The sequence below is a fragment of the Bradyrhizobium algeriense genome, assembly GCF_036924595.1.
Classification (GTDB): domain Bacteria; phylum Pseudomonadota; class Alphaproteobacteria; order Rhizobiales; family Xanthobacteraceae; genus Bradyrhizobium; species Bradyrhizobium algeriense.
Genome location: NZ_JAZHRV010000001.1, coordinates 5158433 through 5172445 on the forward strand (window position 1 = coordinate 5158433; position 14013 = coordinate 5172445).

The window sequence follows — 14013 nt, forward strand, 5'->3', positions numbered from 1 at the left end:
ACATTCGGAGTTCGGGATCCTCCTCCAGGCCGCTAACAGAACATGCGGTTTGCGCAACTGGACTCCTGCCGCCCCCTCTTGAAATTCGATTGGCATTTTCTAATTTCTTGCGTGCCGCGACAAGCGGTCCGGGCGCCCTTCGGGGGCCCGGCTGAGACGGGCGCCGGAGGTGTCCGGGGCCTGCTCGTATCCATCTTGCTCAACGGAGGATTTGGCTATGAGGACTACCTACGATTTTGCTCCCCTTTGGCGGTCGACCATCGGCTTTGACCGCCTTTTCGACCTCGTCGATGCCGCGCAGCAGCAGACCGGCTCAGAGGACAATCATCCGCCGTGCAACGTCGAGCGCGTGGGCGAAGACCGCTACCAGATCTCGCTGGCGGTCGCCGGTTTCTCACCGGACGAAATCGAGATCACCGCAGAACAAAGCGTCCTGACCGTGGAAGGCCGGAAAGCCGAGAAGCAACAGGGCGAATTCCTCTACCAGGGGATTTCATCGCGGCCTTTCAAGCGGCAGTTCAATCTGGCGGACCACGTCCAGGTCAAGGGAGCGGCGTTTGACAACGGCTTGCTCCGGATTGAACTGGTTCGAGAGCTGCCAGAGGCCATGAAGCCGCGTCGGATTTCCATCGCGGGTTCGTCCGCTCCGAATGTCCGGCAGATCGACGGCCAAGCGGACGCCTGACCGCGGTCAGACTTTAACTGACTTCCGCGACGGTCCCGTCCGCGGCGGAGGTCGCTTATCGAGGGAGAACACAACCATGGCTATCAAGGATCTGATTCCCTGGAACAACAAGGGACGCGAAAGTTGGTTTCCAGCGCGCCTCCGAGGTACGTCAATTCCTTGCGTTGCACCGCGAAATGAATCGCATGTTCGAGGACGTATTTCGCGGATTCGATGTTGCACCGTTCGGGTTTGCCTCGCGGACTCTGGATAGGCTCGGCTGGCCGCAGATCGACATCGAGGAGACGGACAAGGAGGTGCGCATCACCGCCGAGCTACCCGGTCTCGATGAGAAGGACGTCAGCCTGGAAATCGCAAATGGCGTTCTTTCGATCTCCGGCGAGAAGAAATCGGAGTCGGAAGACAAGGCCCGTCGCTTCAGTGAACGGTACTATGGTCGCTTCGAACGGCGCATACCGCTGGAGGACGTCGAGGAGGACAAGGTCTCCGCCGCGTTCAAGAACGGCGTGCTGACCGTAACGGTGCCGAAATCCGCCGAAGCGAAGAATGTCCGCCGCATCGCGATCAATCGCAATGGCTGACCGCATCCGTCCGGGCGCTCGATCGGTGAGCACCCGGACGACGGCGTTATTTGCATGCAGGGAGATGCCGCGTGGTCAAGGAACGGAGGAGCGAAAAAGAACTGCGCCAGATGATGCTCGCGGCGGCTCGCCAACACGTCGAGTGCAACGAGCTGGAAGATCTTTTCATCTTTGGACCCACGCCACGGCCTGGCGCCAATTGGGGCTTTGGGATCGCAGGCAAGGAGAACAAGGTCTCTGTGGCCTGCTACACGCGCCTCGACCAGATCGCCAGCCACCTTCAGGGAAAATATGAGCTGCATCCGGTCAAGGCTGCCCGGCGCGATATCGAAGCCAGGGTTTGGTCCCTGGTCCATGATCACCCAACGCTCAAAGCGTGGCTTTCACGTTCCGGCGGCGCCTACGACATCGCCACGTTCAAGAAACTGGAAGGTCAGCCGAATTGGACAATGGAATGGAATACTGACGATCAGCCGGCCAAAGCTGCCTTCGAACGTATCGTTCGGTCTGTTCAAACGCAAATAGAGTTGGAATCATGATTTTGAACATTGCAGAGGTCGAGTAGTCAGCTGCCTCCCAGTTTGCCAATCAGCACATAGGACAGACCAGTCAGATGGATGCGATGTAACGAATGTCGCCCTTCGCGAGGTGAAAAACTCGGCAGCGGAGTACTTGCAGCTTTTGATGGCCATTACCGCTGGCGTTCGGCCGCTCGGCTGCAATTCGCGCCGGCTTGCATACGGGCGAACCCGAAATTCGTGATGACAATGATGTCAGTGAATCACTGTCAACATCACATCCCGTGCAAGTCACCTCGCCGGCAACAACGAGGTTCTGGCTTCCAGCACGGTCTGCGGGCCGATAACCAGTTCTTGGCCGCGGATGCTGGAGTAGCCCCTAATCGCCTTCCACAATCTTGATCGGCAGCTTGAGATCAATCAACCGCGCCTGCAGAAGGGACAGCGACAGCATGTCCTTCGCGTTGACATAATGGGTGCTGTCGCCGGGATGGGACCCCACGTTGAACTCGAGGAGCGGTCCGCGCCCTGAGTCGCGCTCAGCGTGTCGTGGAAGGTGCAGCAGGAGCAAGTAAATCCGGCTGCGCTGGTGTGAATGAGACTGCTCACCGAAGAGGCGCAACGAAAATGGCCTCAGTGCGGCGGGGCGCCAAGGCCGTCATTCCAATCGCTTCCGATCACGGCGGATGAAACCGGAAGCTATAAACTCCACACACAACGCGAATGGTTCCTAGCGCTCAACAAGATCGAACAGAATGAGTCGAGAAAACGGCCCCAGCTGTATCTTCACAAGCTGAGGCCGTCCAAGCTCACGTTTCTGACTGAGTGTATCTCACCGATACGATCGACTAATCCTGCAACATGTTCAACGTTCCTAAATTCCTTTCCTGTGAGAGCATCAGACATTGTTTGCCGGACCCGCTTCGTGATCGGCCCATGAAAAAGGCCCCACCGTGATGGGGCCTTGATCAGCCGAAATATCGGATGCTCAGTTGTAGTCTGAATACTTGAACTGCGGCATCGCCTTGAGCTGTTCCTTGGTACCGCTCATCACGGCGTGGTCCGGCATCCAGTCGTTCGCATCAGCGGTACGTGCAGTCGTCGTGGTGGTCGTGGCCGCGCCAGTCGTTGTTTCCTTGGTCGTCGTCTCGCGCGTCGTCGTTGCCGGCGCCGTCGAGCTGGTGCGCACCGGCTCCTCAATGAATTTGAGCTTGTCCATGGATACAGCGATGTCGTGCTCGCCCATGCCCAGGAAGCCGCCGACACCGATGACCACGGCATTAACCTTGCCGTTCTTGTCCAGGATCAGTTCGTTGATGTCGCCAAGCTTTTCATTGGCTTCGTTATAGACGTCGAGACCCATGAGCTTGGACGCGCGCCAGTTTCCCTTGAGCGCCATCTTTTCCTGCGAGCCGGCAGTCGTCGCGGCGGGAGCCGCGCGATCCGTGGGCTGGGCGGTTTGCGCATAAGCGGGAGCACTGAAGACGGCGGCGCTCAGGAGAGCCGCGGCTAAGACTTTCTGCATTGTATCCTCCTCCGAAGGTTGATCGGTGCTTCTAGAACTGAACTTGCGAACGAATGTTCCTAGCGTTTCGGAGTAGTTCGAAGTACGCCGGGAGCATGCGGCGCAGGAGCCCCGTGCGAGAACGAGGAAAGGCGTCTTTTTCCGGAAACATACTCTCGCTCCGCGCGTTGATGGCAGTTCATGCTGCGTGGCAACCGGCCGTAACGGAGAACGATGGACGCAGCAATTTTGCCGGCTTCTTGCGGCGACACCAACGCATCGGTACGCGCTGACATCTAAGCCGTTCCCCTCATGGACGCTCGTCGTTACCTGTTCCCGGCGCGGGCGCAGTCAAACCCGTCGGCAAAATTCGGTAAGACCACTGGTCCTTGCCATCTTAGGACCCCTAATTCTGCCCGCCGGCAACCCGCGCCCGGTCCTGCTTGCGCCCGCGGCTTGATTGCTTCCTTGCCTTCCATCCTGCAAACACCTCCTATTCGCGCATGGCAACGCGTCATGATACGCTAGCCTTCCAGTTTTTCCCGGCCGGAACGATTCGACCTGTGCCAGTTTGAATTAGCTTTCGTGTGGAGTTTTGTGGCGTGGCGTTTCAGCGCAAGAAGGCGGCGACGATCGGCGTGAAGGCGCCCTTCCCCGGATTCGTCGAGCCCGCGCTGGCCACGTCGATCGAGAAAGTGCCATCCGGCGATCGCTGGATCCATGAGGTCAAGTTCGACGGCAACCGCGTCCAGCTGCACATCCATAACGACGCCATCAAGGTCCTCACCCGCCGCGGCAACGACTGGACCGGGCGCTTCAGCAAGATCGCGGCCGACGCCTACCTGATCAATGCCGGCAGTGCCATCATCGACGGCGAAGTGGTCGTTCCGGCAGCAGACGGCACCAGGATTTCTCCGTGCTGCAAAACGAGCTGCGCGGCAAGTCCAACCGGCTCGTCATGATCCCTTTCGATCTGCTCTATCTCAACGGCCAGGATTTGCGGAAGCTGCCACTCTTCGAGCGCAAAACGCACCTGAAAAAGTTGATCGAGAAGACAGCCATCCAGTTCAGCGAAAGTTTTGAGGTCGACGGCAAAGAGATGTTCGCGCACGCCTGCGAGGTCGGCCGCGAAGGCGTCGTCTCCAAGGTCCGCGACAACAGCCGCTACCCGTCCGGCCGCGGCAGGGACTGGGTCAAGAAGACCTGCGCGCAGCGCGAGACGCTGACCATCGCGGGCTTTGCGCTCGACGGCAACGATTGGGACGGCATCTATGTCGGCCGCCGCAAGGGCGACGATCTGATCTATGCCGGCAAGGTCGACCACGGCTTCGACAAAACGTCGGCCGCGGATTTGCGCGAGCGGCTGACGCCGCTGATCCGATAGACCCAGCCCTACGCCAAGCGGATCGCTCACAAGGGCATCTGGGCGGAGCCCGAGCTGAACGCCGAGATCGAATATCGCGCCAAATCCGCGGCGGGAAAGGTGCGCCATCCTTTTTTTAGAGGTCTGCGCGAGGATCTGTGATCGGCATTCAAGAACGCAAGCAGCGCCAGCCACATTGGAAGGCGGCACTGCTGATGGCCGAAGCGACCCCAGCCCAGCCAGCACTGGATCGCTTCTGCCCCTGGGTGCAACGGATATCAGCGGCGCGGCCTTAACTGAGAAATATTGCCATTTGTTCCCGATTTTTTGTTCCTATGTAACCTTTTGAACCGACAGAATGCGGCGCGAGATTCGCTTCTGCAGCTCCTATTCGACACCAGCCTTTTGCGCATCTCTAGGTAAATCCCACTGACGCCGACGGTTAAGATTTCGTTAACCTTACGGGGGCAACACTTCACCTGCCGGGGCTATGCCACCATGAAGGGATAATCCTATGCCAAATCTGGAAGAGGCCATTCGCGAACGTGCCTACCACCTCTGGATCGCCGATGGTCAACCCGAGGGCCAAGCGGACATCTATTGGCTTAATGCTCAACGCGAGATTCTCACCGCATCAGTTGAGAGCTCAAGCAACAAATCTGCCGCCGCAGTGTCCACCGACGCAGGATTGGTTGCGGCGAAATCCGCTAAAAAGGCAAAGGTCGCCCGATCGGGAAAAAGCAAAAACCGCGCCGCATAGCCATTCGAACATCGCCAGGCGGACGGGTAACGACGACGCTGTCAGGGGCATGATTTTCAAGAATGATGAGACGATCGGGATTGGACTGCCGAGAAATACCTTCGGCCGGATCAAAAGATCACGCTTGGGGAAATCGGCAGTCCGGCCCTCGCTGGCTGCAGATCGTCTGCGAAGACTACATAAGCGCTCAATCGTCTTGGAACCGCCCGACGCCCGTTTCCGGCAGCCATCGCAAGGCGCTCGTCAAGGAGTTGCGCGATGACGCCGGTCCTCGCCAAACGCGCGACCGAGACAGGCCGCCAGCGAAGCGATGATCCGCGAGGCAGACGTGGAACCATGAGCGAAACGACGCAAAAATTCTTGCGGCTCCCTTGAAACCAAAACCGATTTACTAATTTTTTCGTTGCCATCGCACGGTGGCGTCCGGGTGCCTGATGGGCCCCGGGCGGGAGACGGGCGCCGGTCGTGTCCGGTGCCGCTCGTAACCAACTTGCTCATTGGAGGATTTGGCTAGACTTATCTTCCGGGCGCGGGTTTGCCATCTTCGTTCTCCACTGATTGTGTTGATGACTTGCCTCAGTCCCTTGCCGAGCAGGGTGAGACCGTTCCTGGCCTTGCCAGTCTTTTCCGCGATACTCGATGTGTTTAGGAACGACGGGCTACATGTCTAAGTTTATGCCCGCCGACTGGCGTTGCTCCCGCTATTTGCGGGCTACCCACGTCACGGGGCTCAACCGCTCTCATGCGTTGACCTATCTTGAGCCGGAGAAACCGACCGTACGCTCGTGCGACATGAGGTCAGCGGTCCTGGTCACGTACATACCGGCCGCGCCGAGGAACAAGAGCAGCGCCGAGGCGATGATGGCGAGGAAGACGCGATCCATGGGCGTTCACCGAGGATGGCTATTGGTAGCGAGCGCTTCGCGCTGATAGGCAGCCATTCCGTGCGGCGGCGGCCGATGACCCCCAGCCAGCTGTGACGATGACTGGGGGCCGGCCGTCCGCGCCACGCTTGATGCTCGCGGCGCCTAGATCAATGCCAGTTCATTAGCAAACGTTCCTAACCCAAACTGAGGACGATTTCCTCAAAACATCGGGCTAACGACGTCAAGGAACGGTGCGAAGGTTTACTACTTGCCCTGCTGTTTGATCTGCCAGGGCCGCCTTCCTTGCGAACGTCAAGGCCACGGCCCAGCTTTCTCCCGGCGAGTGTATGCTGATCGTTAGCTCAGTCGGGGATCGTCGGCGCAAAGCCCTCAGGCAGCGACCGAAGCCCGATGGCGCACCGAAGTGGCAGCCGGCACGGGACTTCGGTGACCACCATCAACGGGGCCTTCACCTATCGACTTCGTGTGGCGCTGCCTCGACGCCGCGAGCGATGCGGCGACGAACGGAAAGAACGGCTTGCTGATCACTGCGCCGAACGCGGTCGTCGAGCCCATCGATCCGGAAGATGCCGGCGATCCTGACGTCCAATGAGGAGCGCGACGTCTGGATGAGCGCGCCGTGGGATGAAGCCAAGGCGCTGCAGCGGCCATTGCCCGACGATGCGATTAGGATCGTCGCGTGCGGTGCAGACAGGGCCACGGCCCGCCCGTACGCCGATCCAGAAAAAGCCGCGCGCCGGATCCTCGAAATGGCCAATGCGGTCGAGCCGGTGCAAGGGCGCATCCACATCGAGAAAATCAACGAGCCGTTTCTCTTCCGTGACCGCGGCAGCCCGGCCGAGTACGGCGCGGGCCTCAAACTCGCGTTCGAACGCGGCTGGCTCAAGATGCACGAATCCGGGACCTTCGTCACCGCCCGCCGGCGCCCAGTTCTTCGCGTGATAGCGAAGACGGTAAGCCTCCCTGGCGATGCCATTGGAGGCCGGGGGCTTGCCGCTTTCTGCTCATCCGGTGCACTTAGCTCAAGTTGCATCACCTGAGCCAAACCCGAAAGTTTCGCAAGTGCAGCAAGATAAAAGATTCGCTCTCCCCCTGTTCCGGCGCAAAATTAACCATCAAGCCTCCAACATAGGGCGAAAGGAAATGCCGGATTATCGCGCCTACATCATGGGGCCAGACGGCCATGTCCAAAATCGTGTCGAACTGCGATGCGATGATGATGCCGAAGCCATCAGGCTCGCCGAGCAGCTCGTTGATGGTCGTGACATTGAGCTATGGCAACTGGATCGACACATAGAGACATTGAGGCACACGGCCGAGTGGCCCAATACACTGAGGCAGTCGATTACTGCCGATCGCGCTCGCTGATCTCGGACTCGGCCTGAAGCCAGAACTCCAGGTCACGGGCTGAGGGACGTCCGTTCTGTTCCCAAAGTTCGTGGGCCCGCGCTCTAATCTCCTCCCGCATTCGGCGGGCGGCGAGACGTTGCCCGAGCCTCTGTCTCAGTTCCTCTACCCACGCCCTAAGTCGCTCATAAGTCGTCTGGTCAGTAATGCGCGAAGAGATGCGACTCGCTTGTGCAATCTTGCGTTCTAGTTCGAGGGGATCCTCAGCGTCATCCATAGGCCTTCTCCGCCAAATATGACGGCCAAGACGCAGGAATGGTTCGGCAGATGATGCCGGCCGGGGGACTAGATCGTTTCTAACCGCTGAGGCGCAGCCACCGACCTCGGCAAAGGCCCCGGCTCAGGGTGAGCTGAGGCCCTCACAGAGCAATTGCAGCCCACACCACACGGGCAACGCGACGAGGCTACGCCTCTCCTTCGCGCCGGCTATAACAATTGTTAGCCGATCCGGCACCTTCGGGAGGAAGTTCACTGCCGGCGCGGAGCCATTTGCCTCAATTCGAGAAGGGCCCCAGCGGCACCGCTGAGACCCTTCTTGGGCTGAGGTTCGCACCCTAGCGGGACGCGGTGCGATATCGCTTCAACCACCAGCCATTCGCTTCAACGCACCACCTCAGTTCGCGTTCCTAACGGCCGAGCCGCCGCTTCGAACCACTTGCGGCTGCTGCCGACCTTGCTGACCACCTTAGTGCGCCGTCTTGAAGTGTGCCGTCTTGAATTCCGCGATCTTCCGCGCGCCGTCCCATAGCTCTACGTCGTGACCGTCGACGAGCAATTTGGCGCGCTCTTTGGCTGCTTCGTCATCGTCGCATTCAATGTCCACACGATAGATGATGTGGCCGTCCCAGGGGATCATGTAAGCTCGATAGGCGTGCATGAGTGCGCCCTTCTCACGTCGGCTATTGCCGCTAGGCCGTTGTGTTCAACTGAGAACGCCGGAGCAACGAAACAGGTCCAGCGTTCAGTCTGGTACCCTGCTAAAAAACGGCCCTGGCGGGAGCTCTAATCACGCCAGAGCCGCCAGCGATCCCGAGTTTGCCGACTGCGAGACCGTTTAAGTTCGTGAGTGTGTCCCACTATGCGCGGGGCATCCCCCATAATCAGCCTGCGGGGTAATCGTTCCTGTCGCGGGATGCTTCCGTGACTAAGATTCTTCCGGCGCGCTGTGTGGTTCACGCCTTACCATTGGGTCAAGGTCAAGAACCGCCAGCATCCCGGGATGGAATGGGTCATGGAGGCAATGTCATGAGCGTCGCGCTCACCGCTGGAACGGATCGGCCCGCCGCGCATCATAGGGCATGATAACTGAAGATACAGAACGGTATCGCCGGAAGGCTGACGAGTGCCGCGCTAACGCGAGGACCGCAACCGACGACGTTGATAGAACGGCGTGGCTCCGGCTCGCTGAGGATTGGATGGAATTGGCGCGATCCGCGGAACACGAATGGCGGGCACCGGGTGACGGCACGAGAGCAGAACGTTCGTGAAGCAAACGCAGAGCGGCTCCGATCTTTTTGCCTAAGCCATAGCCCCAACTCCGGGGACGTCAGGCTGAGGCTATGGAGTCGAACAGCCCTCACCAAGCCGGAGCCGACGGTTCGTCATTTCACCATGGATTGGAATATTTGCCCGGCTAAAGCCGCAGTGCGCCAATGCCTGCGGCTGTTTATCTCCATTAGGACACCGGGGGCTCACCCGTAACGCAAATGGCTCGCCAGCGTGAACCGGCGACTAAAGGTCAACCGCCTCCGAAGGTGGACGGATCATGAGTTCTGATCGCCTCCGGAGGTAAGGGCGGATAGCCTGGAAACTTGTAGCACGCCGGAGGGACGCACGTACCTTGGCTGGGCTGAATGGTGATATGATGGCGCGTGCGGAAGTGATGCACCGTTGCGGCGCTGGCAGAAGTACAGAGGGCAACCAAAAGGCCTAAGGCAATAATAGAACGCATCGCATGCTCCGTCGCTCCCCTCACGCCATCATGTGCGCGCGACCGGCTGCGGCCCCAAGCTCCAGCGGCTTCACGATCGATCAAATTGGCGGGATTATAGAGCACGCCTCACTCCAGCCCCGCGCGCTCAGAAAATCACGCTCAGCGAAATGCGCGAGTCCGGCCCCACCCGGCTCATCGTCTATTCCCTAATGGAACCCCTCAGTGTTCGTACCCGTTACACCTCTTCAAGTCCAAGGAGGACTCCCCATGACGAAGATCGCTTTAGTAGTCGTGGCGGTAGGTGTGCTGACGACTGCCCCGCTCGTCACTCCGGTCAAGGCCCAAGGCGTCAAGATGGCCCAAGTCGATATGCAGACCGGGCGCCACTACGAAGACCGCGACGACCGCGACTATAGGGATCGTCGGCGTTATGACTCCAACGCCACAGTTGGTGTCGGTCCAGGCGGTGTCACCATCGGTCCACGACAGCGCTGCCGCATGGAGACTACCACGATCGAACGGGACGACGGCCGCAGGATCACGCGCAGGGAGCGCCGCTGCGACTAACGGCGCGCAATGAGGCCCGCCAGCACGAACCGGCGGGCTTTGATTTTATTGACAATCAAACGGCCCCCGCGGGGCTGGATGCTGGGGCCATAAGACGCTCGGCGCCGATCGGCAGTTGCTTAACTCTGCCGCAAGTCACCTGACCACCTTTTCGGATACATATGGCTCATGGCACGAGCCCAGAAAATCACGCTCGGGGAAATGCGCCAGTCCAGCCCTTCCCGGCTTCTCGTCGATTGCGCCGATTACAAGAGCGCGCATTCAGTCGTGTCGACGCCAGCCAATGGGGTGACGACGTTCGGCTTTCCGACCTCGAGCCCAAGTTCACCTGCCGGGCATGCGGTCACCGCGGCGCCGATGTCAGGCCCCTCTCGAACATAGACGTATGGGGACAGGCTGACCAAGCCGCGACACTCCTAGGAACGATCTCCGTCGCACGGCGTAGAATCGTGCGGCGCTCCAACAAGCGTCGCCGCGGCTCCAGCTCTTTGCGCCGTCACTCGACTCCGGGGGCTGGAGCTGCCCTGTGGAGTTGCGTATGCCTCGCTCGCCCTCGATGGTGCCGGGAGCCTACCAGGACACCTACCTAGTGTTGGACGACTTGGGACGCCTAGGCCGAGTCTGGCGCGAGACCGCCGAAGAGGACGCCAACCACGAGGCGCTTATCCGCGACCTGTTGGACGATCAGTATAGCCGTCCGAGCGCATCGTCGCCTTTAACATCGCCGAGGGCTGGTCCCGCGACGTGACGTTGGATGTCGCCGACTCGCGACGCGGCGCACAAGCTGGTTACCAGCCATCTGCGGCTCGTGACCAAGATCGCCAGGGACCATCGCGGCTACGGCCTGCCGATCTCCGAGGCGATCTCCGAGGGCAATGTCGGCCTGATGCAGGCGGTCGAGCGCTTCGAGCCGGAGAAGGGCTTCCGGTTCGCCACGTACGCCGTGTGGTGGATCAAGGCGGCGATCCAGGAATACATCCTGCGCTCGTGGTCGCTGGTGAAGATGGGCACCACGGCCAACCAGAAGAAGGTGTTCTTCAACCTCCGCAAGGCCCAGAGCAAAATCTCCATCCTCGACGATGGCGATATGCGGCTGGACCAGGTGAAGATCATCGCCCGGCGGATCGGCGTCACCGAAACGGACGTGATTTGCATGAACCGGCGGCTCGGCGGCGACGCCTCGCTCAACGCTGCGATCCGCGAGGACGGCGATTCCGGCGAGTGGCAAGACTGGCTGGTGGACGAATCCCCGGACCAGGAGACGACGCTCGCCGCGGGCGAGGAGTTCGATAACCGCCGCAAGACGCTGTCCGATGCGCTCACCGTGCTCAACAAGCGCGAGCGGCGCATCTTCGAGACGCGCCGGCTCGCCGAGGAACAGATCACGCTTGTGGAGCTGGCCGAGGAATTCGGCGTCTCGCGCGAGCGCGTGCGCCAGATCGAGGTGAGCGCCTTCGAGAAGGTGCAGAACGCAGTGAAGCACCCCGTCGCGGCGATGGCGACCCCGGCGTCTCTACAGGTGCGTTAGCTTCCAACCCTCTCCCTTGGTGGGAGAAACTGACGATGGACGTGTCGCTATGGGTACGTTTTACGGCAACCGAACGACGCGAGAGGGGCGCCGCTCACCGGGTGCTGATCGAGCCCTCGCTCGACGATCCATGCACGGCACTTCGCATCATCGATCGGGCGCCTAAGCCGCGCACTGCAGATGGAAAGTTATCCGACGTTTCATAACGAAGTCGGGGTGCCGATCGTCCGCATTGGCTGCCGCGAGTTCAAGTGCATTGGGGATAAACCGCCACAAGATCACCCACACATCTTCCTCAAGATGGGCGATGCCAGTGAGATCGTCTGCCCCTATTGCTCTACGCTATTCCGCTTCGATCCGAGCTTGGGCGCACACGAAGCTGATCCGGCAGATTGTGCTTACGGTGACAGGGACTGAGTCAAAAAGCAGCAACGCTGCTTCCTTCGTCATGCCGGCCGCAGCCAACCAGCCTCAGGCGCCATCGTCCCGCAGTTTCGGGGCGGTTCACCATGACCATGAACGATCCGAATTCGGCAGGATGCAAGCCGGCAGGATGCAAGCGTCACGACGGCCGAAGCTAGAGCTGCGGCAGCAGCGGCAATTTCCGCAGGTCTCTTCATGCACGATGCGACTATCTGATTTCGGGGTTCCCGTTCAGACTGCCGTTCGCAGCCGCCTCATCGTGAACTCGATCCCCCCGCCTGGCAGCTCGCGCCAGTGCTCGACCTCGCTCATGTAGGCCGGCTTCGGGTAGTGATCGAGGAACTCCCTGACCGTTTGGCGGGCGTCGTCACGGCGCTGGGTGAAGGTCTCTCGCACGAAACCATCGCGGGCGCGGTGCTGCGCGCGATGATCGCGCATCCGGTCCGCCAGCTGACGCGGGGTCTTGAGCCCTGCCATCGCTGCTACTCCATATAAAGCGATGCCTATTAGATTGGTGCGATTCCGGTCCGGGCAAGTCCGGAGCAACCCATTACTGCAAAGAAAAAGGCGCGCCACGGCACCCCGCAGCACTCCCGAAGCCGGAGAACCTTGATGGAGAGATGCCGCATAAATCCGCAGCCGAACTTTTGGCCGAGTGCCTTCTTCTGGCGATGGATCCGCACACGCGATGCATTTAGCGCGTTAATTCGCCTGTTCCCTAAAGGAACGGAGCCGAATTGGACCTACTGCAGGCTTGATCCGATGCCGACGCGAGCGGGCTTGGCCATTGCCCAAACGCTTATCGCGGCGGTCTAGGGAAGATGGGCGCTGGCAGATTGATGCGCTCATGCAGCCCTCGCTTGTAGGAGTCCGGATAAACCACCATATGTTAGTCTTACCCCCGTCTGAGGACCATTCTCATGGTTGTTGCTGGCGGCGATTACGTCCATTTCGTGGTGGAGTACGGCGGCAAAATCGAAAAGTGCCGGGTAACGGAGACTGCCCTTCTGAACAGAGAGCGTATGAGCAGAAGGGACGCAGGCCATGCACAACTCATCGCTATCTTTGTAAGGCACCGAGCCGAGATCGAACATCTCGCTCGCGCGAAGTTGCAGCGGGAGGGGCACTCTGACCGCGGTGTTGTAGTGACCACTGAGGATCTGAACCCTTGATGCAGGCTGGCTGTTCGACGCCAACTCTTGCGCAAGCGACGACGTGGCCACTAGCTGTTGAGCGCCGTTCGTTTAGGTTATCCGATGAACCGGCTTCGTCCATTGCGGTTATTCCTGCCCCAGTCGATCCATGAGGCGACGGTCAGCCCGTACGTCGCGCACTCGGCTTTGTTCTGACCCGTGGAGAAGTGTCGGCTACAAGCGGCGCGGGGAAATGAAACAGGAGAGTTCTGTCCATGATCGAGGGGATCAGCGCGGTCACACTGGGCACCCACGAAATGCCACGAGCTGTCCGGTTCTACGGCGCGCTGGGGTTTGAGGTCCTGCATGGCGGCGAAGGGTCGTCCCTCACCAGCTTTCGAGCAGGGGCGAGCTTTCTTAACCTCATCGCCCAGCCAGCCGAGCGGCGCTGGTCCTGGTGGGGGCGGGTAATCTTCTACGTTGCCGATGTTGACGCACTTTACGACCGTGCGCTCGCAGCGGGATACCAGCCAGCTACCGTGCCCCGCGATGCCGAATGGGGTGAGCGCTTCTTCCACCTAATTGACCCCGACGGCCACGAACTCAGTTTCGCTCGGCCTTTGCTCCCGGTTTCCGTCCAATAGCAGCTCGAAGCGGCCTCCCATTCCAAGAAGCGCTGGGAGAGCGTATGGTGCTCCGATTATCCGCTGAACCTGGGAGGCAA

The 14013-nt window shown here is 60.1% G+C and carries 18 protein-coding genes and 1 pseudogene; 12 read left to right on the forward strand and 7 right to left on the reverse strand.

All coding sequences use genetic code 11. The features are described from left to right. Nucleotides 1-217: 217 nt before the first annotated feature. The 3 genes from hspB to V1286_RS24930 all read left to right on the forward strand — a co-directional run bounded on the left by hspB (nt 218) and on the right by V1286_RS24930 (nt 1805). Nucleotides 218-685, forward strand: coding sequence for a small heat shock protein HspB (gene hspB / locus V1286_RS24920; protein ID WP_334489873.1), 468 nt, complete (start codon nt 218-220; stop codon nt 683-685). 185 nt (nt 686-870) lie between these two features. Then, complete coding sequence (locus V1286_RS24925; RefSeq protein WP_334483885.1) at nt 871-1266, forward strand: Hsp20/alpha crystallin family protein; 396 nt, start codon at nt 871-873, stop codon at nt 1264-1266. A 71-nt stretch (nt 1267-1337) separates the two neighbouring features. Next, nucleotides 1338-1805, forward strand: a complete 468-nt coding sequence (locus V1286_RS24930) for a hypothetical protein (protein ID WP_334483886.1) — start codon at nt 1338-1340, stop codon at nt 1803-1805. Between the two features lie 358 nt (nt 1806-2163). Here the strand turns inward: V1286_RS24930 and V1286_RS24935 are convergent, their stop codons facing one another. Then, complete coding sequence (locus V1286_RS24935; RefSeq protein ID WP_334483889.1) at nt 2164-2286, reverse strand: hypothetical protein; 123 nt, start codon at nt 2284-2286, stop codon at nt 2164-2166. 486 nt (nt 2287-2772) lie between these two features. Then, nucleotides 2773-3309 (reverse strand): PRC-barrel domain-containing protein, encoded by a 537-nt coding sequence (locus tag V1286_RS24940; protein ID WP_334483891.1) that lies wholly within the window; start codon nt 3307-3309, stop codon nt 2773-2775. A 581-nt stretch (nt 3310-3890) separates the two neighbouring features. Between V1286_RS24940 and ligD the strand changes: the two are divergent. Both ligD and V1286_RS24950 read left to right on the forward strand, forming a co-directional pair. Beyond that, nucleotides 3891-4813, forward strand: a pseudogene (gene ligD / locus V1286_RS24945) (non-homologous end-joining DNA ligase). Between the two features lie 352 nt (nt 4814-5165). Continuing rightward, nucleotides 5166-5411 (forward strand): DUF2934 domain-containing protein, encoded by a 246-nt coding sequence (locus V1286_RS24950; protein ID WP_334483893.1) that lies wholly within the window; start codon nt 5166-5168, stop codon nt 5409-5411. A 752-nt stretch (nt 5412-6163) separates the two neighbouring features. On the opposite strand, the gene V1286_RS24955 is transcribed toward V1286_RS24950, so the two are convergent. After that, entirely contained in the window at nt 6164-6295 is a 132-nt protein-coding gene (locus V1286_RS24955) for a hypothetical protein (RefSeq protein ID WP_334483896.1), read from the reverse strand. Nucleotides 6296-6864: 569 nt separating this feature from the next. On the opposite strand from V1286_RS24955, the gene V1286_RS39015 reads away from it, so the two are divergent. Together V1286_RS39015 and V1286_RS24965 are read left to right on the forward strand one after the other, a co-directional pair. Then, nucleotides 6865-7338, forward strand: coding sequence for a hypothetical protein (locus V1286_RS39015; RefSeq protein ID WP_417021181.1), 474 nt, complete (start codon nt 6865-6867; stop codon nt 7336-7338). Between the two features lie 103 nt (nt 7339-7441). Next, on the forward strand, nt 7442-7666 hold the full coding sequence (locus tag V1286_RS24965) for a hypothetical protein (RefSeq protein ID WP_334483899.1): 225 nt from the start codon (nt 7442-7444) through the stop codon (nt 7664-7666). On the opposite strand, the gene V1286_RS39020 is transcribed toward V1286_RS24965, so the two are convergent. Both V1286_RS39020 and V1286_RS24970 read right to left on the reverse strand, forming a co-directional pair. Beyond that, the gene (locus V1286_RS39020; RefSeq protein ID WP_417021182.1) at nt 7644-7922 is read right to left on the reverse strand and encodes a DUF2934 domain-containing protein; all 279 of its coding nucleotides are present in this window, start codon (nt 7920-7922) and stop codon (nt 7644-7646) included. The two genes, V1286_RS24965 and V1286_RS39020, sit on opposite strands and share 23 nt — an antisense overlap. Before the next feature lie 468 nt (nt 7923-8390). After that, nucleotides 8391-8582 (reverse strand): hypothetical protein, encoded by a 192-nt coding sequence (locus V1286_RS24970; RefSeq protein ID WP_334483901.1) that lies wholly within the window; start codon nt 8580-8582, stop codon nt 8391-8393. A 1323-nt stretch (nt 8583-9905) separates the two neighbouring features. On the opposite strand from V1286_RS24970, the gene V1286_RS24975 reads away from it, so the two are divergent. Then, nucleotides 9906-10205, forward strand: a complete 300-nt coding sequence (locus tag V1286_RS24975; RefSeq protein WP_334483904.1) for a hypothetical protein — start codon at nt 9906-9908, stop codon at nt 10203-10205. A 245-nt stretch (nt 10206-10450) separates the two neighbouring features. On the opposite strand, the gene V1286_RS24980 is transcribed toward V1286_RS24975, so the two are convergent. Then, nucleotides 10451-10609 (reverse strand): hypothetical protein, encoded by a 159-nt coding sequence (locus V1286_RS24980; RefSeq protein ID WP_334483906.1) that lies wholly within the window; start codon nt 10607-10609, stop codon nt 10451-10453. Nucleotides 10610-10959: 350 nt separating this feature from the next. On the opposite strand from V1286_RS24980, the gene V1286_RS24985 reads away from it, so the two are divergent. After that, nucleotides 10960-11733, forward strand: coding sequence for an RNA polymerase factor sigma-32 (locus V1286_RS24985; RefSeq protein WP_334483909.1), 774 nt, complete (start codon nt 10960-10962; stop codon nt 11731-11733). 180 nt (nt 11734-11913) lie between these two features. Beyond that, on the forward strand, nt 11914-12150 hold the full coding sequence (locus V1286_RS24990) for a zinc-finger domain-containing protein (protein WP_334483912.1): 237 nt from the start codon (nt 11914-11916) through the stop codon (nt 12148-12150). Nucleotides 12151-12387: 237 nt separating this feature from the next. Here the strand turns inward: V1286_RS24990 and V1286_RS24995 are convergent, their stop codons facing one another. After that, nucleotides 12388-12633, reverse strand: a complete 246-nt coding sequence (locus V1286_RS24995; protein WP_334483915.1) for a hypothetical protein — start codon at nt 12631-12633, stop codon at nt 12388-12390. A gap of 443 nt (nt 12634-13076) precedes the next feature. Here V1286_RS24995 and V1286_RS25000 point away from each other — a divergent pair, with 443 nt between their 5' ends. Together V1286_RS25000 and V1286_RS25005 are read left to right on the forward strand one after the other, a co-directional pair. Further along, on the forward strand, nt 13077-13328 hold the full coding sequence (locus V1286_RS25000; protein ID WP_057902425.1) for a DUF1488 family protein: 252 nt from the start codon (nt 13077-13079) through the stop codon (nt 13326-13328). Between the two features lie 236 nt (nt 13329-13564). Next, nucleotides 13565-13933, forward strand: a complete 369-nt coding sequence (locus V1286_RS25005) for a VOC family protein (RefSeq protein ID WP_057902424.1) — start codon at nt 13565-13567, stop codon at nt 13931-13933. The last annotated feature ends 80 nt before the right edge of the window (nt 13934-14013 follow it).